The sequence below is a fragment of the Thalassobacterium maritimum genome, assembly GCF_031127805.1.
GTDB lineage: Bacteria > Verrucomicrobiota > Verrucomicrobiia > Opitutales > Coraliomargaritaceae > Thalassobacterium > Thalassobacterium maritimum.
The window spans coordinates 76,556-96,433 of the sequence record NZ_JARXHW010000003.1; the positions used below are offsets into that span (position 1 = coordinate 76,556).

General features: G+C 50.4%; 12 protein-coding genes. 6 read left to right on the plus strand and 6 right to left on the minus strand.

What is annotated here, in order from left to right; genetic code table 11:
- Nucleotides 1–82: 82 nt before the first annotated feature.
- Together QEH52_RS02295 and QEH52_RS02300 are read right to left on the minus strand one after the other, a co-directional pair.
- Nucleotides 83–2,665, minus strand: coding sequence for a glycoside hydrolase family 31 protein (locus QEH52_RS02295; RefSeq protein ID WP_308948358.1), 2,583 nt, complete (start codon nt 2,663–2,665; stop codon nt 83–85).
- Nucleotides 2,666–2,682: 17 nt separating this feature from the next.
- Entirely contained in the window at nt 2,683–4,245 is a 1,563-nt protein-coding gene (locus QEH52_RS02300) for a GH39 family glycosyl hydrolase (protein WP_308948359.1), read from the minus strand.
- A gap of 198 nt (nt 4,246–4,443) precedes the next feature.
- Here QEH52_RS02300 and QEH52_RS02305 point away from each other — a divergent pair, with 198 nt between their 5' ends.
- The 6 genes from QEH52_RS02305 (at nt 4,444) to QEH52_RS02330 (ending at nt 11,612) form a co-directional block, all read left to right on the plus strand.
- The gene (locus QEH52_RS02305; protein ID WP_308948360.1) at nt 4,444–6,624 is read left to right on the plus strand and encodes a glycoside hydrolase family 3 N-terminal domain-containing protein; all 2,181 of its coding nucleotides are present in this window, start codon (nt 4,444–4,446) and stop codon (nt 6,622–6,624) included.
- 8 nt (nt 6,625–6,632) lie between these two features.
- Nucleotides 6,633–7,520: a hypothetical protein gene (locus tag QEH52_RS02310; protein ID WP_308948362.1), complete on the plus strand. Its 888-nt coding sequence runs from the start codon at nt 6,633–6,635 to the stop codon at nt 7,518–7,520.
- Between the two features lie 317 nt (nt 7,521–7,837).
- Nucleotides 7,838–8,587, plus strand: coding sequence for a MotA/TolQ/ExbB proton channel family protein (locus QEH52_RS02315; RefSeq protein WP_308948363.1), 750 nt, complete (start codon nt 7,838–7,840; stop codon nt 8,585–8,587).
- A gap of 27 nt (nt 8,588–8,614) precedes the next feature.
- Nucleotides 8,615–9,154 carry an ExbD/TolR family protein gene (locus QEH52_RS02320; protein ID WP_308948365.1) on the plus strand — a complete coding sequence of 180 codons (540 nt, stop codon included), beginning with the start codon at nt 8,615–8,617 and terminating at the stop codon, nt 9,152–9,154.
- On the plus strand, nt 9,154–9,576 hold the full coding sequence (locus tag QEH52_RS02325; RefSeq protein WP_308948366.1) for an ExbD/TolR family protein: 423 nt from the start codon (nt 9,154–9,156) through the stop codon (nt 9,574–9,576). Before QEH52_RS02320 ends, QEH52_RS02325 begins: the two co-directional genes overlap by 1 nt.
- The gene (locus QEH52_RS02330) at nt 9,576–11,612 is read left to right on the plus strand and encodes a hypothetical protein (protein WP_308948367.1); all 2,037 of its coding nucleotides are present in this window, start codon (nt 9,576–9,578) and stop codon (nt 11,610–11,612) included. Before QEH52_RS02325 ends, QEH52_RS02330 begins: the two co-directional genes overlap by 1 nt.
- Before the next feature lie 309 nt (nt 11,613–11,921).
- Here the strand turns inward: QEH52_RS02330 and QEH52_RS02335 are convergent, their stop codons facing one another.
- The 4 genes from QEH52_RS02335 to QEH52_RS02350 all read right to left on the minus strand — a co-directional run bounded on the left by QEH52_RS02335 (nt 11,922) and on the right by QEH52_RS02350 (nt 19,415).
- The gene (locus QEH52_RS02335) at nt 11,922–12,929 is read right to left on the minus strand and encodes a PEP-CTERM sorting domain-containing protein (protein ID WP_308948368.1); all 1,008 of its coding nucleotides are present in this window, start codon (nt 12,927–12,929) and stop codon (nt 11,922–11,924) included.
- Between the two features lie 134 nt (nt 12,930–13,063).
- Complete coding sequence (locus QEH52_RS02340) at nt 13,064–14,866, minus strand: polysaccharide lyase family 20 protein (RefSeq protein ID WP_308948369.1); 1,803 nt, start codon at nt 14,864–14,866, stop codon at nt 13,064–13,066.
- A 309-nt stretch (nt 14,867–15,175) separates the two neighbouring features.
- Nucleotides 15,176–17,056, minus strand: a complete 1,881-nt coding sequence (locus tag QEH52_RS02345; RefSeq protein ID WP_308948370.1) for a heparinase II/III domain-containing protein — start codon at nt 17,054–17,056, stop codon at nt 15,176–15,178.
- An 85-nt stretch (nt 17,057–17,141) separates the two neighbouring features.
- Nucleotides 17,142–19,415, minus strand: coding sequence for a right-handed parallel beta-helix repeat-containing protein (locus QEH52_RS02350; RefSeq protein ID WP_308948372.1), 2,274 nt, complete (start codon nt 19,413–19,415; stop codon nt 17,142–17,144).
- Nucleotides 19,416–19,878 lie beyond the last annotated feature (463 nt).

Consider the following 19,878-nt stretch of genomic DNA (forward strand, 5'->3'; position numbering starts at 1 on the left):
AGATCATGCCAGAAACTTACCTACATTACTACAAGATGGAGCGTATTTTAATGTGTGCGTGATGATTCAATGCCTTTGCGGCTCATTTCGTTGCTCGCAGGACATCAATGGCTTGACGATTCTTCAAAACTTCGGGAGTCACTCGTTTTTGAGCGATCTCGAGCAAGTCACAAAACACTGCATGCTCGTCCGGCAGACGCTCCCACTTGTCGGAGAAGGTGGACATTTCTTCGTTCAATTGATTCGGAAAATGCGTGAGCCGTCGACCAGTCTGCGCCAACCAAGGCAGCGAACGCTGCAAGGGGGTCAGGCTCTTGAACGCGCCTGCTTGTGCGATACTCCAAGCATGTTGCAATCGTGATTGACGATACACATAGCGTTCCGTCTTCGCTTTAAAATCACTGTCCTCGCTAATGATTTCAACCGTGCACCCTGCCTGCAAGTCAATCGTCCCGAGCTCAACAACCAGTTCGAGTCGATCCCCTGCGTAACGCCAACTCGGACCGTTTGCTCGTTTCGAAAAGTCGACTGATGCACCATCTATAGTCACTCGCTGAGGAACTGCAGAAAAGGGCAAGCGCAAGCAGGCCTTGCGAGTCGCTTTAACCCCAGCATAGGTCGAAGTGCCGGTCTGCTGAATCGTGATGCAACGAGCGCACGCCTCGCTGGATTGCGTGATCTCTATCGTGGCGATTTCATTCTGTTGATATCCGGTAGAGTCTCCGTCATCTTCATTCCAACAGTACGTGCTTGCGTCCGGACCAACGACGACAATTTCTAAGTCATCAAAACTGCCAGTGCCCGCGCGTAATTTATGCGCTTGCTCCACCCAGATGGCGCCAGGCTTCACGAACACGGGGACCTCCTGCAGGGTGTAACTTTCTTCGATCCACTTGGGCCCCTGGTGCTTAAGCCCGAGAGAGAGATCAATCCATTCACCCTCGGGAATCCAAATGCGTTTGCGCGCCAATCCAGTCTGCAGGTCAGCGGCTTGAGTGATCGGAGCGATCACCATCTGCCGACCAAAAAAGTACTGATCCTTGGCAAGATAGGCGTCCTCCACTTCCGGATACTCGTAGTACATCGGCATGCACAATGAGCTGTCATCACGCCAACAAGTGTACAGTTCGGATGTAATGTAGGGCAGCATCTGATAACGCTTACGAGCGGTCGCGATGAGCACATCGCAGAAGGGGCGCTTGTAGTTCCAGAAAAAGCGGTGATCTTCGACACTCTTGGATTCGTGCAAGCGTAGCACTGGACTGTATGCTCCAAATTGAACCCAGCGTGTATACAGCTCGGGATCGGTTTCGTCAGAAAAGAAATGCCCCCCGATATCATGGCTCCAATAGCCGAACCCAACATTCGCACCGCTGGCGGTAAAGTAAGGCTGATAGGCGAGCGACTTCCAGCTGATGTGAGTGTCCCCGGAGAAACCGATCGGATAGCGCCCGGCTCCGGGGCCACCAAAGCGGCTAAAAATCATCGGTCGTCGTTTGGGAAAGCGAGTCGCTAGATCTTGCCAGTGTAAGTAATTCAGCCATGGCAGTGCATCGAGCCCTTTGATCGCGGTGGATTTGCCTTGCTGCCAATCCATCCACCAAAAGCGCACACCCTGATCTTCGAAGGGATGATGCAGCAAACGGAAATACGCATCCATATACCGGGGACTGGTGCAGTCGAAGGGCACGGTGTCGCCACTGCTGGCATCGACCCCCATTTCTTCGCACATCGCCTCGTATTGATCTTCGTGTTGCGCCACCCCATCTGCGGGATGCAGATTCATTGTGATTTTGATACCGTTGTCCTGCAGATATGCGAGCGTATCCCCTGGGTCGGGGAAAAATGTGGGGTCCCAACTATAGCCCGTCCAACCAAGCTTGTGCCAATCCATATCAATGACCAACACATCAAGCGGGATATTATAATCATCGTGTGTTTCAACGATGTTCTCGAGCTCTTTGTCGGTGAATTCCCAATACCTGGAAAACCATAAGCCGAAGGCAAAACGTGGAGGAATTGGCTGTTTGCCGAGGTAACGAGCCATGGTCTGTAATCCTCGATAGTAATCAGACCCATAAGCTGAAAAATAAAGGTCCTGGACCTCAGCACCGCGTGGGGCAGTGACCCAGGCCGGATCCTGTGGGCTGCTTTTGATGAGTGGCGGCGTTGATGAATCATCAAATACCGTGTATCCACTTTTCGAAAGATAGCCGGGAATGACATCTGGAGTTTCCTGCGTCAACTCCATGACATCCTTATCCCATGGGCATACGTAGGTGCCATTACTTGACACGACCCTATCACCGTCCATGCAGTCAAGCGTACGTAAAGTGCCCGGTAAGTTCTGATCGTCGGCGTCACCATACTTCCACACGCGGGAGTCTGCGCCATTTTGATAGCGTATCTCCAGCGTCTCGCTGCTGAAACCTTGCGAGGTCGCGGTATAGCTCAACAGCAACTCACTCGTTTCGATCTTGAGATGATTGCCATCTTCTTTGATTGAAAATTCCGTAGATTGTATTTTGCGTTGCGCCACTGATAGTGTCGAAGCATCCAGGAAGTCCCCCGATTTTGAATATTCCATACGGATACAATTATCCGCTAGAACCGTGAAACGGGCGCTTTTACCGAAAACAATACTTTGTTGCTGCTGTGTATTCATGAGAAATCAAACGAGAATTATTTCAGTGCGCCATCCGTAAACAGCTGTTGATTCTGCTTGGCCAAATCCATTTCAACGGATTTAGCTAAGGCAACTTCATCCACTGGCTTGAGTTCGAAATATAGAAATTCATTCGACTCCAGTGATAGGCTGATACGCGCGGATTCTTCGGCATCAATGACCTCGAACGAATACTCAGGTTCGGCTAACTTCCGCAGTGCCTCTTCCTGGATGGGGCTAAGGTTCTGAGGACGTCCCATGGCCACCCAGGTTTCTTTGGCACTGCCAGCCCCCACCCTGACTTTGGCGACGGTGAGCAGGTGCTTGCCCGGCGCATCCACAGACGCATTCAGATCTACTGAAAACGCCTCGCGTGCGGCCTTGGTAATAAACAGGTGATTGTAAACAAAGCCATGCGTGGTCTTCAGTTCTTTCGTCGCCACCAGACCGCAACCATGCGGCAGTGCTTCGTCATACTTGAGCTCCAACTTTTTGCCGCGCAACTTTGCCATCAGTCGGAAAGCATTGGCAGTCGCTTTTGGAATGCCGACCTGCGTAACAATGCCATAACTACACGCAAAGGGGGCATTTGAAATCAAATGCTCTTCAAAAATGTCAGAGGCCGCCCAATAGGCCATCGAGTCGCAGGTCTGATCCAGTTCGATACAATTGTAAGCAACCAGCGAACCACCATACAGATTATCCATCGCCTCATTGTCCATGAAGGTCACATCCGACTTGGTGGTCGCGGTTTGCGCATTCCATTCCGTCCAATGAATCTCCAGATCCGGCATCGCCGACTCGCGGACAATGGTCTCGACCCCCTTAAAGGTATCGATCATAAACTGCCCCTCGACATTCGGGCTCGCCTCCACCGATCCATGGTCGATGGGCTCATCGAGTTGGTAGACGTGAGTCGAAACAAAATCGATCGGCACATTCTTCTCAGCACAATGCTCAATCATCTCTTTGACCCAGCCCGCGTAGGCAGTGGCCGGCCCTCCGACGCGTAATGTGGAATCGATGCCTTTAATCGCAAACGCGGCGGAATCATAGAGCTTGAAATATTCCTCCAACGGATTCTCCGTCCACCAGAAACACTTGAGATTAGGCTCATTCCACACTTCGAAATACCATTGCTGCACCTCTTCGAGTCCATAGCGTTCGATACAGTGCTCGGTGAATTTTTCAACCAGCATGCCCCACTCCTCGTAGAGGCGCGGAGGCGTCACGTTCATCTTGTAATGAAACATGGTGGTCTCCCCCGAAGCCATGTCTTTCGGCATAGGGTTCAGCTCAACAAAAGGACGCAGGCCCATCTCCAACAGTGCATCGTAAACTTTGTCTACATGATGCCACTGAAAACTCAGGCTGCCATCCTTCCTGCGCTTGACCACGCCCATGTCGTCATGAAACAGCGCATGGAAACGAATATAGCTATACCCAATCGTCTTTTGCAAATAGCGCAAATGATCCAAAACATCTTCCCGAATCAAGTCATATGCACGACCGACGGTGATGGTTTTCTTCCAAGGCAAGTTCAGCTTTTCGGACTGAGTGTCAGTAATCGAAATATTCATATTATTTTAAAGTGATTCTCCCAATCACATAAATAAGCGATGTAATCAGAGGGACCTATCATAGATTGCTAAAATAGGCAGAGGTTTAGAATGATACTTGCCATAGAATGTGCACGTGTGTCTTCTGCAAGTTTTTTACGCTTCTTTTGCGTATAATCTGGAACGCATCCAAGCCATCTGACAATGGTGATCAGTCATATGAAAACAGCACATCCTTACCAAAACCCCCAAAATCCTGTCGAAACGCGTGTCGATGATTTAATGCAACGCATGACTTTAGAGGAGAAAGTGGGGCAACTGATGCAAGTTAACGGTCAAAACCGTGAAGAAGCATTGGAAAAACTGGACTCGCAACACGCGGGCTCCTTCTTGCAAATCCGTTGGGATTGGTTGGCCGATTTCATTGAAGCAGCGAGTAAGACGCGGCTTGGTATCCCCTTGATCCTAGGCAACGACTGTATCCACGGCTTCTCCTTTTGGAAAGATGCGACTATTCTGCCCACTCAATTGGCAGCGGCTTGCTCATGGAATACTGATTTGATGGAACAAGGCGCCCGTATCACTGCAGAAGAAATGGTGCACTCTGGCTGCTCTTGGACCTTTTCGCCAGTCCTTTGTATCACACGCGACTTACGCTGGGGTCGTGTGGGAGAAACCTTTGGCGAAGATCCCTATTTGATCGGTGAATTTGCCGCCGCCATGATTAGCGGCTACCAAGGCGAAGACCTCTCAGCTGAAAACGCAGTCCTGGCCTGCGCGAAACACTATGCGGGCTACTCGGAAACACTGGGGGGACGCGATGCCTCCGAGGCGGAACTCTCGCGCCGCAAACTGAAGTCTTTCTTCCTCCCCCCTTTCCAACGCGCAGTGGAAGCAGGCGTCGGCACCTTCATGACGGGCTATCAGGCCATCGACGGGCAGCCTTCGACCGCCAATCGCTGGCTACTACGGGAAACCCTCAAAGATGAATGGGGCTTCGACGGCTTTTTAGTCACCGATTGGAATAATGTCGGCCACATGGTCGAAAATCAAAAAGTTTGTCGCGACTACACCGAGGCCGCAAAGGTCGCGATGGAAGCGGGCAACGACATGATCATGACGACCCCCGACTTCTATCAAGGCTGCTTGGATGCGGTCAATTCAGGACAGTTGGACATCAAATGGGTGGACGATGCCGTGCGTCGCATCCTGCGCTATAAATTTAAATTAGGATTATTCGAAAATCCACGCATGCCCGACCTCCCCAAGGTGGACGAGCGCAAGCAAGCGCCCGCGCATCGTGAGGTCGCTCTCAAGATGGCGCGTGAAAGTGCCGTGCTACTGGAAAACAACGGCGTGCTGCCCATCCAATCTGGACAAGTGAAAAAAATCGCAGTCCTTGGCCCGAATGCGGATGACCACCTCGCTCAACTCGGGGACTGGTCCCTGGGTAGCGGACAAGCGATTAAAAATAGCGAGCACAATAAGGAGGCGGTCGTCACCCTACTCGACGGGATTCAAAACCACTTCGACGGCGAGGTGCTCTACGAGAAGGGCTGCGAGATTCTTTCGGATGCCACCGACGGCATCGAAGCTGCAGTCAACGCTGCCCAGCAAGCGGATCTGGCCGTGGTGGTATTGGGCGACTGCAAGGGACTGATGGGCGAATGGCTTTCAACCGCCACACTGGAGCTACAGGGACCACAACTGCAACTGCTGCAAGCGGTGCGCGACACCGGCGTTAAAACCGTCGTGGTGCTCGTGCATAGCAAGCCGAGCATTTTGCCAGCTGTGGTGACCGAAGCTGATGCAGTGGTGGAACTCTTCAACCCTGGCATCCGCGGCGGTGATGCTTTTGCCGAGATTCTAACCGGCCAAACCAATCCTTCCGGTAAATTGACCGTCTCTGTTCCCCGTCATATCGGGCAATGCCCCGTCTTTTACAACCAAGTGCGCGGCCAGCACGGAGACCGCTACGCTGACCTCACGCAAGCGCCCTTGTATCCCTTCGGCTACGGCAAATCCTACAACACTTACCGCTACGAAAATGCCCGGCTCAAACAGGCACAACTAGGACTGCAAGACCACGTCGAGGTTTCGGTCGATGTGACCAACGAAGGAGACTATGACGGCTACGAAATCGTGCAGGCCTATATCTCGGACCTCTACACTTCAGCCACCTGGCCGCTGAAAGAACTCAAGGGCTATGCCCGCGTAAAGCTTGCGCCCGGTGCCACAGAGACCGTCCACATTCGCATTCCCGTGAGTGCATGCAGTATCGTGACGGTCGATGGAGAGCGCATCGTTGAGCCTGGAGAATTCCAGTGCCTCGTCGGCGCCTCCTCACGCGATGAGGATCTAGTCGCGTTGGATTTCATAGTGCTCCCCACTCCGAGCTAGAACGCATCGTGCTCTACAAACAAGGCGGACTCCATCTAAGCGGCGACAGTATCAGCGATGCGCTCGGCACGCTAATACTGAATGACTTGCCCGACCCGCAGCCTCAATGCTCAATACAGCTATTCGAGACGACTCCCCTGATGGAGCGCCTCTGGCGGATCGCGCTCTCGGACATCGAGAGCAACATTGTTGAGGCTGAGGATGGAGCCTATTTCGGGGCTGGTTCCGAATTTGGCGTCCGAGTCTATACACGGGATATCGCCTACTCAGGCATCCTGGGCCTCAATCGTCTCTATCCCAAGATCATGCTCGATAGCATTCGCCAAACGCGAAAGCTCAGGTCAGCGCTTCAGTTCCGCGTATCACAAGGGCACGCGCTGAAATCCATCGACGCCCCCTGGATGGAAGAAGCTCAAAGCGAAAGTGAATTTCTGAAAACTTGGAAGACGAACTCTTACACCCGCAGAACCGACGATGTGGTATGGCTATGGTGCTGCGCATACTTACTCACGCAGCATAATATCAAGCAATGGCAGTGGCTCTACGAAACTGGAAAACACTTTTTCCAAAATTTCTATCAGCCATTTTACGATCCACGCGACGGGCTCTATCACGGACAAGCGTCATTTATAGACATACATTTTGCCGGCAAAAAAACAACCGGCTACCCCCAGGAATGGAGCATCGATGACTGCGTAATGGTGAAGAGCCTCTCGACGAATTGTCTGTATCTGCAAGGGTTAAAGGTCATGGAACTCGCGGCCACACGTACGGGGCAGACAGCAGAAGTCAGCGACTACAGGACACGAGAAGTCAAGGGTTCGTCGAGTCAACTCTGGAGCGCCGCCTCCTTTGTGAATACCTGCCTGAGAGCAGGCTTGGTCAACCTGGATTAAGCCATGAAATTCCGGCCTTAGTTGAGTACGCCCGGCTCGCAAGGGCGCGCTTCACTGGTCTGCCCAGAGGCTTCTTGATCGCTCAGAATTACACGGCCTAATCTACTAAATTGTCTTCCAAATATTTCCACCCGATCGCTAGAGCCAAAATATCCCTCGACAGAAGAGCACACGAGCACCAATGTGCACGTGAATCAATCTTCGTACGTAAACGTAATTCAATACGACCTCGACACACTTAACGGCGTATTCACCCGAAAAATACATGGCCCAATCAGGCTGCCTCTTAAATTTAATTGATAACAACCGATAGAACTATGAAACGATTATTCACCGCCCTGTCATCGCTCATGCCCAGTGCTTTTTTGATGGCCCAAAGTTCGAGCCCGACGGTAGAAATACAATCCAATGCGACCGGCTCAATTGATTGGGTCGCAGAAGTCCTAAAAGGCGGACTCACTTCAGTCATCTTACTGTTCGTTGGCTTTGTTGGAATTGTATTTATCATCGAACGACTAATCGTTGTGCGACGTAATAATTTTATTCCAAAGCGTTTAGAGTCTACTTTGAGAAACTGCACGCTGAAATCTGATTACAATGGCATTCAGAAGGCCTGTGAAAAAGACCAAAGCGTGCTCGCGAGCATGGGAGCCTATATCGCAACGCACACTCACATTCCTTTTGAAATCCTTTCGTTTGGAGTCACTGACATGATTTCAAGAGCAGTCAGTCGTCAACATTTACGCACTTATCCACTGGCGGTGGTCGCGACGATTTCTCCACTACTCGGGCTATTGGGCACGATCATAGGAATGATTGAAGCCTTTCAAAAAGTGGCTTTAATGGGCGACACGGGCGACGCCTCGGTGCTTGCAGATTCAATCGGAAAAGCTCTGATCACGACAGCACTCGGTTTGATTATCGCGATTCCATCGCTCGCGAGTTATCACTATTTCAAATCTAAAGTAAATAGCTTCGGCATACGACTCGAAGAGACCGTCGACACTCTGATGTCGCCATGGCTCCACCCGGAAGCAACTAAATCGGCGCAAGACACAACAGAATAGCTGTAACTAACAAGAAGCAGGATAGATATGCCAATTTCGCCACCAAAGCCTATCACGGCCAGCCACAAAGTGTCGCGCGTGGCAACCCTGCGCCGTCTACGGAGTCGGCGCAGAAAAGAGGAAACGATCGAAGTCGATCTGTCGCCTTTGATTGATTGCGTGTTCTTGCTGCTCATCTTCTTCCTAGTCACGACGATGCTGAAAAAACTGGAAAAACAGATACCAGTCGTGCTGCCCGATTATACTTCTGCACTGGCGTCTATCGCCGAATCGGATGTTATCATTTATGCGATCGATGATGAGGGAGCAATACTACGCGAAGACGGAGCCACGCGTAAGCTAGAAGGCCTCAGCTACACTCCGGTAAGCTCCTTTGTCGAAGATTTAAAAGTAGTCGCAGAAACACATGGCACCGACATTGCCATTCGCCTAGATACCGACCGCGAAGTTCCGGTGCAGCGAGTGATTGATGCTTTAGATACTCTGGCCCTGCAGGGCTTTGAAAAAGTCGGTGTGCGTTTACGCTATCGTGGGTCGGAGGACTTTGAAATGGAAGGATATCGTTAATGAGCCGTAGCCCTTACGAAGACGACGAAGATGTTGCATTGAGTATGTCGCCGTTGATCGACTGCGTCTTTTTGTTGTTAATTTTCTTTCTAGTCACGACGATGCTGAAGAAAGACAACAAAGAGGTCGAAAGCCTGAACTTACCAGTCTCCCGTTCGTCTTTAGAAGTGCCTCCTGATGACACCGTGATCGCGATCGCAATTGATGTAGATGGTGTCGTTTATTATGAAGGCGAAGTCACTACAATCGGGACCTTGCTGGAAGAACTTCGCGAAATTGAACAAAATGATCCGGATCGTCGCATACGATTGGATACAGATGAAAACACTGCGTTCTCTCGTCTAGTCGAAGTGCTCGATGCACTTAGCTTTCGTAATCTGCGCAATGTCGGTGTGCGCACTTACCATGAAAAATACGATTAATGATATCTTCCATTCAAAAGTCTCCCCTACTCGCCGCAGCGCTGATTGCATTAGTTCTCTGTGCTGCCGTATCACTCGCCCTCTATTTCAATGAGGATTGGAGGCAGACAAGCTTTGCATTGATCAAAGAAGTGGTGAACGAGGATGGCGAAGTCGTCAGACAGGTTGAAGTCGAGCGCCCTGAACCGAACCTTGAACAAGTCAGAGAAATCGCCAACAATCAGGAACTCAAAAAGCGTGAGAAGCTGAAAGAGAACGCCAAGAAATTGCGTCAGACAATCACCGAGTTGCAAGAGGTCGTGGAAACTCGTCAAGCCTCGCTTGCAGCACCTGATGCATGGGACGACTTGGCGATACGTGCAGGGGACCTGCTAGGGAAAGCCGAAAGTTTGCGCTTCTGGACCACCAAGCATCACTTCCTGAGAGCACAGCCCGGCGTCACACAACAACTGACAGAGTTACGCAATCTAACGAAAAAGAATCTAGATCAAATGCGGATGTTAGCGCTGCAGGAGGAAGTCGACAAAACAGAGGCATGGGAGGTACTGGATACAACACATGAGATGGTGGATGCGCTGCCCCACACACAAGCTCTCATACGCACGGCCTATCAAACGGCAAGCGCACTCCCCGCGGATCAAGATCGAGCAAAAACCGTAGAATATATGACCGATCGAGTAGAGCGCGTTAAGGTGATCATCGCGGAGGCCGAATCGTATTTAAAAGATTTTGAGAAATTGCTAATGACAGCGGAGCCTGTCGTTGAACAGTCGGCGGAGCTATTACCTGAGGCGAATCAAGCGGCCAACACTTCCCTCCCGAATGAAGCACCTGCAGCCACAACGGACACGACAGAGACGACAGAGACGACGATCCCAAGCGAAGCGGCCTTCGAGGCGATGAATAGCGCTGAACTATACGCAAGCATTCAGGAGATGACGGAGCATTTGGACGAGGCCTTCGGCGAGAATAAGGCACTCGAGTTAGCGGAATTTAAACGAATTTCCCTCGAAGAAGCGAAGCAGCAGGTCTACGCACCCACTACGGATAAGGGACCCGACTTGGTCGAACAATTAGACAAAAATAAGCCGGACACGCGCGAAGAATTTAAGTCCTTTAACGAAGCACTCGATCAAGCAGTCCGATCGAGTGAACGCATCACACGCCAAGCGGAAAATCGGTTAGACTCCATCAGCGGAACTCAAGTCAATGAAGACGAGCCGACACACACAGCAGAGCAATTGAAGGCGGCCCTGAAGCAAGACGTCTCGTTGAAAGCGCAGATGGCCATTGCAGGCTCTAATATGGGCCGTAGCAATGGGAACATGCAGGATCTGCGTAGCCTGATGGACCAAAGTTATTTGAATTCAAACAAAGGAGGCACCGTAAGTGGCACGGGCAATGACAGACTCGACCATGAGTATGACAGTGATTCCTTCCAGCAGACAGAAAGTAATACAGAGAGCTCAAAGGGCTTTAAATTTAATTGGAACACGGCCATCGCTCAGGCACTACCAGGACGTAGTTTCGACATGGATTCAAGCCGCAAGGGGTGGATCTTCATCGACACTTGGTATATGATCGGCCCGTGGGCTCTACCTACCGGCAGAGAATTCGAAGTACCCTTCCCCCCGGAAACGATGGTGGATTTAGATGCCACCTATGAAGGCCGCATACATCCTTCGACAAAAAAACCAATGCGACTCAAATGGAACTTCGTTCAATCGGGCAGTCTACGCATTCGGCCCCCCGATGACCTGAGTTCGTCGGTCTTTTTCGCTTATACAGAAGTCTTTTGTGCCAACACTACCGATGTGGTGGTGGCGATTGCAAGTGATGACCGTGCAAAGCTTTGGATCAATGATTTGGTCGTGTTTGAGGACGTCGGTCTCTCTCCCTGGAGGCTGGATGAGGGCTTTCGCCGTGTGCTATTAAAGCCTGGTTATAACAAGCTTTTGCTACGTTTAGAGAATGGTCCCGGAGCGTCGCTCTTCTCCGTGCTCATGTGCCCCGCAGGTTCCCTCTCGTCTCAGTAATTAACTAAGGGCATCGAGCGACGACTTAAACGAATTTCACAGACCTCCAGCAAGAACCCTGCTGCGAAAGCGCGCGCTTCACAGCGCTTGCCATAGAGCCAGGCCCCAGAAAAGCCTCTGATCAGGACGGGCTCTACGCTAAAGCTAACGTGGTCGAGAAGGTTACGGCAGGCAACCTTACCTGCGAGGAATACTACATCTGTGATTGCCGCCCAGCCGACTGAACTCCCGATACCACAGGGAGTATCAACACAAAAAAACCGCTGAGAAATCAGCGGCATTTTGTATTAAACAGTGTTTCTGCGACACTTATTTTCCACGACGCTTCAACGCAATAGAAACGAAAACAAAGAGCCCCAACAGCAATGTATACGTGCTCGGCTCAGGCACCACAGTCAACACACCCGTGCCGCTGAACCAATCATCATTGATAAAAGTCGCACCACTCCCCGTAGCGCCCCAAGTGCCAAATGCTTGCAATACATTATCAAAATATAGACCACCGATCGTTTCATTCACACCGTCAGCCAGCGCGACGGTAGAGAAATTCGTTCCACCAAAGCTACCGAGGTAAAGCAGCCCGGAATCGCTAATGGCATCGACCACCCCATCAGTAATTTCCAAGCTGGCGGTCGAAGTTCCAGAAGATTCTTCAACACGAATATTACCTGAACCGAAGGCCCCGGTCTTCATGCCTTGAACGAGCCCATTGGTTATATTCAATCCACCACTGAATGTATTGGCTCCATCGGTACCCTCAAAACTGAGCGAACCAATGCCATTCTTAGTAATCGACCGGCTTGCACCAGATTCCGTGACGAGGCCATTAAAGGTAATGCCCTCACGATAGCCAACACCAGTATTTCCAGTCGGATTCACCACTAAGTTATCATTAAGTTGGACTTCGACATTGAAAGTCGTGCCAGAACTTGAGGCACCAGCGGAGTTGTTGATCGCCGCACTACCAGAACTGACATCAAAAATTATTTTAGCGGATCCACTGGTTCGAACATCGACATGACGCCCACTACTGCTTCCCGACTGATTCCACTGACCAAGCGTTACATCCAAATCCGCAGCAGGATCACCTGCAGTTTCTAAACTGATCGAACCCCAACCAGCATAAAAAGAACCATTATCAAACAATGCGACATCGTCGATACCATTTGGTGTGCCACTCGGAGTCATGGTACCATCAACAACCCATCCAGTTGTTGCGCCCCACACTCCGGTTTGAGCACCATCCCATAGAGAGGTGGTCGCCAATGCGCTGCTAGAAGTTAGAATGACAAGAGAGGTAATCAGGATATTTTTCATATAATTTAATGTATCAAACAGGGGTGAATATGTTATATTTTTAATGGTTGCTTACTTGTAACTCAAAGAAATAGGGAAACAAGCGAACGACACGTTTACACGTAAACATGACTTGATCATAGTCCAGCGTGGAATTATTTTTTGCGCGGCTCATACGCAGAGGGCGCGACTTGCTCGTATGTGGATCGGTCACCAAGTGCCATACGAAAGGCATCAAACACTAACTTCGATCGCTCTACACTTCCCGGCCATTTCTTGGAGCCACGATAGATACCGAACTTATAATAGGGTCCCTTATCTTTACCAGCATACCAAGTCGGTCCTGTATAATCCACCACCAACTCGTCGTTCTTATAAAGCTTCATCCAACCGCCGTCACCAGGAGCTTGCCAATTCACTTCCATCACCCAATCAGTCCACTGACCACGATCTGCATCGATTGAACCCAGTGGAAATTGCGTGGAAGCGACATGGTCGTCCTCCCCCTGATAGCGTAGCTTAAAGCGCCAGTCGCCCTTTGAAATATAAAGGTGTGTCGGGGCGCCACCGTCTTCGATGTATTCTTTACCACTGCCCCAGTCGTGCCATTGCGTAATAATACTGAAAAAGGTATCCCCATCAAAATCCTCAGGAACAAAGATGCTCCAGCCATAGCGAACGACTCCATACGCAGGTGAGCGCGGGCCAACCAGTTCAGTTCGCTCCTTTGACCGAGATAACATCGCTCGATAGGCATAGTTCCCTTCGCGGACAGGCCCCTCGCCCTTCTTCACGATTTCTCGATCGGCTCCCTCACGACTCGCGGCTTGCGACATGTCTCCCGTCTCAAAATCCATCCAATTGAACAAGCCCGCAGCAACTGCAGCCGCATCGCCACTGGCATTTTCAATCGTTGCGGTGATCTGCTTTACTATCACATCGCTAGTACCAGAGGACGCACTGTAAAGCCAGACTCGCATCCACTTCGCCCCCTCTGGCGCAACCGAAGCGACTTGCGCGATTTTACCAGACTTGGCCCATTCGCGCTTTTGAGAAATTTCTACTTCAGAATAACGACTCTTCTGCGCGGGCTTCTCGCTGGCAAAAATCGAATACAAGAATAGGCCTTGACTCCCTTGAACTTCAGCTTTCACGACATAGCGATTACCCGCTTCAACAGGAATCCATTGTGACAGCCCCACACCATTTCGCTGATCCGAGTCTGTCAAACGTAAGCCCGCATTTGTGCTCACCACCTGAGTGCCAGAACCATTCGCGGGCGGATAGACCTCCCAGTCAGACGGCGTGCGATCTATTTCCACCTTTTGAAAATCAGGGTTTTGAATTAGACAGCCCTCCGGAATCACTCCCGGCTCTCCCACAGAAATGGCTCCCAACGGCGCAAGCGACTCCGCCTGCAGTGAGATGCCTGTGGCCCTCACATTCGTCGTGCCGCTAGAAGGACTATATATCCACACCCGCAGGAACTTCGCACCCGCAGGAGCGATCTCAGAAACAGTCGTGGTCAACGACTCCGCACCGCCTCCTTTAGCCCATTGACGCTTTTCTTTGAGCGTCATGCTCGGAATTTGCTTCGCCTGCCTCGGCTTCTTTTCAAGAAAAATCATGTAAGCAAAGAGCCCCCCTTCACCAGCCAAATCCAGCGACAAAGTGTAACGCTTACCTTCAGTCACAGGCACCCATTGCGCCAAGCCCAGCCCAGCCGACTTGTTCGCATCGTCAATCCAAACACCCCCTTCCTTTGCGAGCGACAGACCATCACCACCTGGATAGGCTGACCAACCATCTGGCATACCATCGCCTGTCATATCTGCGAAACTAGGATTCTGCATCGATACTTGCGATACATACGAATCGGCATGTGCGCCAGAAACTAGAAACAATGAAAATACAATCGTAAGGACGATACGCAAAGCGTGGGGTTTAGAACGGATCATGATCCAAATAGAAGAATACTAAACCTAACATGTAAACAGGTCGAGAAGTTTACTCGTAAACAAGACCCAAAGCGACAAAGCGCAATTTCATTTGAACCATTCTGCCATTGCTAAATGGCAAAACTGAATCCAAACAATCGAGCTGATGAAATTCTATAAAAATGGAGTCACCATTCACTCTGATTTCGCCGGAGGAAATATCATTGTAGATACATGCGACGGACACCACGTCGAGCTACGACCTGACATAAGAAATACCAAAGGGTGCTGGTTTTACTGGCATTTCGAAGTGCATGTGCAGACTCCCCATCATTGCGGTCGCGCAATGACACGAATCCGAATGAGCGCCTCCCGTGAGGAGGCTTCAAAACCAATCATACGAGTGCCTGGATTTGGGGAATCCCATACTTGGAGAGGGGGATGCTCGTTAGTTGAATAAACAGTCCACGCCAGAGGAACCGTCGTGCCTTCGAGCTGAAAACTTAGTTCAAGTTGCTGGCCATCTTGCTTCAGCAGGATTCTGTTCTCTTCGACATGCGCGACATCCGCTTCCGTTAACATCGCCCAACGGATAGTCTTACCGTAGCCGGCACCTTTAACTTCGTCCTCAATCTCAACGACAGACTGATCGACAATAGAAACTCGCCGCGTATAGTGATCGACCTGGCTTGCATACAGCGACGACAGGTCAACCAAACTGCTGCGGTAGTCCTCATCATCGACAAAAGCCTCCAAGGTAGCATGCCCATCGATCGACTGTCGCTGCGCATCAATGAGCAAGATGTTGTGCGATAAAGGGCCGTTCTTGAAAATATCCCAGCGCGTCCCCTCCTGCTTATTATCCCATAGGCTCACTTGATCTTTAAATAGTTCAACTTTGGCGTATACCTCTTTTCCAAGATCGATGGCCCAACGCACCCCCTTCGCTTCGAGCACGAAAGCACCTGTATCCATATGGCCGTGATTGATACTGGGACTTCCGGCCTTAATGGCGACAAAGAGTGCATCTGGATCAGTCCAGGAGCTGCGGTGTGTCGCCACCGGATTACGTCCTCCTAAGTCTTGAAAGCTCAAGGGCATCATCTCGGGGAGTGAAGGCGCTTGTGCAGCCATCCACAACAAGCGTAGTGGCAGGAAGCGTACATCCAAAGAATCGCCTTTGTCGTAGAGTGCACGCATCTTTTGTTCTTCCAGCGCTGCGATTCCAGGGTTACCTAGAAAATCAGCTAGCCACAACACACCTGGGCAACTTTGCGCCTTGGTATTGTTGTCCGAATAATTAAACGTTTTGCCACTCGGACCAGTCAGGTGCTGAATCACCAGTGGCGATTGAGCCAATGCAGAATCACGTAAAATTCCGAAGTCAGTTCCATAGGCGGCATCCAATGCGGCACACATCAGGAGATTATACTGCGTTCCATAGCACCAATAAGTCGGGCCTTCCGGATAGCATCCATTCGGCTCATACTGCTCAGTCGCGAGCGGGATCGTTTCAATCGCCATCTGAATGATCTGCGCCGCGAGTGCAGGCTCATCCTCCATGACGGCAATCGCGGCCATCGTGAGCCCTCCATTACACACTTGATTCCAATTATGATGCACACTCCGAAACCAACGATGTGGTTCCAACGAAGGACGCAGCGCTTTATCACAAATCGACTCACGCATCAGCGAGCGCTGTGCATCAGTCAGCTCATCGTAGAGCCAATCATAGGTAATGGCAACGCCGACAACCATTTCTGAAGGGTCGAGAAAATGGGCAGGATTCCAGTCTGGAAAAGCGCAAACAGTGAGGGCGGCATCGATCGCGCCATCGCGGTAGGCAGAGTCTCCTGTGAGCTTGTAGGCCATGCCCAAGTGCGTAGCTCTTCGAAGCAGATCGCGACTAACGTGGAGAATACGCCGCCCGGATTCATCTTTTTCATACACGAGTGCAGGCGCATCGAGCAGCTCATCTGCTCGTTGGATAATGAATTCAGAGAGCCATTCGAAACGCACTTTATTCTCCGGAGCAGCGATTTTCTGCCGCAACTCTTCAAAACCATCCGCATCTGTAAACAAGCGTGGATGTGCTAGGGGCAACTCACTCGTGAGTTTTTCGATCGTAACAATTGGTTCCGCATTCAATTCTATAAATGGTAAGATTTGAATGACAACGAAGAGAGACAGCAAGTGGACAATAAGGCGCATTAGATTATTTCATGTTAACATTTCGCAAGCACGCATCAGTCTAAGTTCTCGTTAACGCTGCACAGTTAAGTGCTCTAAACTAAGACTACGGCACATCCGTAACATCTGCGAAGCTCAAACCAATGTGAATTTCGTCCACAGAGGTGCTTTGGGTATTATTCCCCCAAGGCCCTTGACGCAATCCAACACTATCAAAGGTAAACGGGCTGTCTATGATCGTCCGATCGGCACTACCAAGGGATGGCTCGCCAGCCGAAAGATCCGGATCAACCCAAACATAAACAGTGTCACCACCTAGAGTTGAATCAACCCGCGCCACAAAAAAGTGGGTCGAGTTGTAAGTAGCTCCCGTCAGACCTACATAGGGTGTACCAGGAGTTTTAACCTGCCAATCACTCGCAGCGACATAGAATGAAAAACCATCCATATCAAAAGTAAAGGAGCGCCCCGTGGTATGCTTACGCACGAGAAAAGAAATCCAATAAGTTCCCGTCGTGCCGCCCATCGACTGACTCAAGCTTCGCGTCAGCGTTTGATGCGCTCCATCAGTATCATACAGATTCAAGCGATTACCTGAGCGATTCAGATCCGGATAAAGCAAGTCTCCGGGGTAAGCGGTGTCCGTTTGAATCGAGACCACACCCGCCCCGCCAGACTCTACCCAATCGCCCGACCAGCCGAGTCCACCGTCTCCAATAGTCAATGTGCCCGTGGTATAATCAAAACCTTCGTAAACAACCAGTGAACCCGCCTCAGCGGGACCGATATCCGTCGAGCTTCCTTGCGGCGCAGTGTTACCGTAAAAGTCTGTCGTAACTCCCACTGGCGTATCCCCCGCATCGATCGCCGGTGACGTATCATTTAAATGAAAATCCGAGTTTGCTGCATCCACCCAGTCTGGATGATTCGAAATCGAATGGGCCCCCTGCCCCGTGGCTAATTGATAGCTGGCCAAATCGTAATAACTAGTTCCAAGCCATTTGACGATTTCCCGTGAATCTGGGGTCTGCAATATATTGTGATCACAATCAAAGGTCTCACCTGTAATCACAGCGGCCACGCTGAGTCGGAAATTTGGATTCGACGATACATCCGACCACACGATGTTATTCTTAAATTCTCCAGAAACCGGCACCGAAATCGACACACCATAGTATGTATTGTAGATCAGGTTATTTCGAATCACAATGTTGTGCATATCCGTCGGTGGACGCGAACTGTTGCCCACATTGAGCCCCGAATTACCAGCCCCATCAATTATGTTGTAGCGAATCGTCACATCACCCTGCCCCCGATTCTCCCAGAGACGAATACCGCCAAACCATCCCATATCCTCACAATAGTTGTATTCAATCACGACGTTACTGGAATAGCTCGCGATACCAAAACGACCTTGATATACATGGTTGCCCGAGATGATTCCTCCTGAGCCAAATTCTGCAATAATACAGCCTTTATTGGTCTCCTTGGATTCACGTCGAGCGATGTTATTCGAAATCACGAAGTCATCACTGGGATAGCCTGTTTTGCCTGATATTTGAATACAATCCCCGCCGGGATCACCGCCTACATCATAGATGTAGTCGATTTCATTGCCGATCACTTCGTAACCTGAAGCACGCTGCATATAGATACCGTCCCCTTCCAAATGACTGAAGCGACTGTTCAATACTCGCAAGCCCGTGGCCCCGCTCGCATGAACACCTGCGCCTGCTGATACATTATCAGAGCTCGCATAGTAGAATTCACAATCAGTGATCGTATTATGAGTACTGCCACTACTGAAACGAGCCAACGAGTTATTAGAAACTTCGAAACGCAAACCATTGAGCACGACGTAGTCCTGACCAGTGAAAGACACCACATTTTCACGCTGACCGACACGAAAGCTTTTACCACTCACATTTGGACTACCTGCAGAATCATACACATAGAGAGTACCTGCACTATCCCAGAAATATTCGCCATCAACTAAGTCAGCGAGCGTCTTGGCTGGCGGACAGTAAGTTGTATCCGACACGACCATACAAGTTTCGGTCGCAAGCGGATAACTATAAATGTCCGCAGAATAGTCAGACCAACCACTATTCGGCAAAGTCATCGCAGTTGTTAAAATGGGACGATCGCCCGAACCATACGAGGTATACTCGATCACTGCAGAGTCGCTACCTGAATCAGGCTCCAAGGTCGCATCATCAAATACATCTCCGGCTTGGAAACACACACGATCTCCAGGCAATAGACTTTGCAGGTTCACACGCGCCACACTTGCCCATGCATTGGCCTCATCTAATCCATTGAGACTATCATCACCGGAATTTTTAACATAATAAGTAGTCGAAAACGCGGCATGACTCATAAGTAGCGCGCACGCGTAGACCAGAAGGCTCTTTAAGGGGTAGATACAAGATTCCATAGGTTTGGGAGGGGGTTGACAGTTGGTGTTGACGTGCTCGAAAAAGCGACTCACTCGGATGCCTACTGCTACGATACACGCAGTTACAATGCCCCCACTCAGTACCGACACTCAATGGGCCATACAATTTACACGTAAACACATCTTAAACCGAGACATAAGTATGCAATTTCTGTCACCACATCCCGCCATCGAATACATTTGAGCCGCCACACAATTCGATCTAATGACTCCAGCCCAGCCCTATTTACGCGTAAACTTGCACTTGGGTTCCATTCTCATTGATCCCTTCCTTACTGTATCCATCATAACCGAGATTCACTGGATATGTTTCGAACCGTGCACCCACTTACTATACCCCCCCCAAAAAAATACTCCCGTACAAACGGTGGATTTGCACTCGTCA

Excerpts from the sequence above, each read along its gene's own strand:
- QEH52_RS02295 (WP_308948358.1), bottom strand. The coding sequence starts at position 2,665 with ATGAATACACAGCAGCAACAAAGTATTGTTTTCGGTAAAAGCGCCCGT.
- QEH52_RS02300 (WP_308948359.1), bottom strand. The coding sequence starts at position 4,245 with ATGAATATTTCGATTACTGACACTCAGTCCGAAAAGCTGAACTTGCCT.
- QEH52_RS02305 (WP_308948360.1), top strand. The coding sequence starts at position 4,444 with ATGAAAACAGCACATCCTTACCAAAACCCCCAAAATCCTGTCGAAACG.
- QEH52_RS02315 (WP_308948363.1), top strand. The coding sequence starts at position 7,838 with ATGAAACGATTATTCACCGCCCTGTCATCGCTCATGCCCAGTGCTTTT.
- QEH52_RS02320 (WP_308948365.1), top strand. The coding sequence starts at position 8,615 with ATGCCAATTTCGCCACCAAAGCCTATCACGGCCAGCCACAAAGTGTCG.
- QEH52_RS02325 (WP_308948366.1), top strand. The coding sequence starts at position 9,154 with ATGAGCCGTAGCCCTTACGAAGACGACGAAGATGTTGCATTGAGTATG.
- QEH52_RS02330 (WP_308948367.1), top strand. The coding sequence starts at position 9,576 with ATGATATCTTCCATTCAAAAGTCTCCCCTACTCGCCGCAGCGCTGATT.
- QEH52_RS02335 (WP_308948368.1), bottom strand. The coding sequence starts at position 12,929 with ATGAAAAATATCCTGATTACCTCTCTTGTCATTCTAACTTCTAGCAGC.
- QEH52_RS02340 (WP_308948369.1), bottom strand. The coding sequence starts at position 14,866 with ATGATCCGTTCTAAACCCCACGCTTTGCGTATCGTCCTTACGATTGTA.
- QEH52_RS02345 (WP_308948370.1), bottom strand. The coding sequence starts at position 17,056 with ATGCGCCTTATTGTCCACTTGCTGTCTCTCTTCGTTGTCATTCAAATC.
- QEH52_RS02350 (WP_308948372.1), bottom strand. The coding sequence starts at position 19,415 with ATGAGTCATGCCGCGTTTTCGACTACTTATTATGTTAAAAATTCCGGT.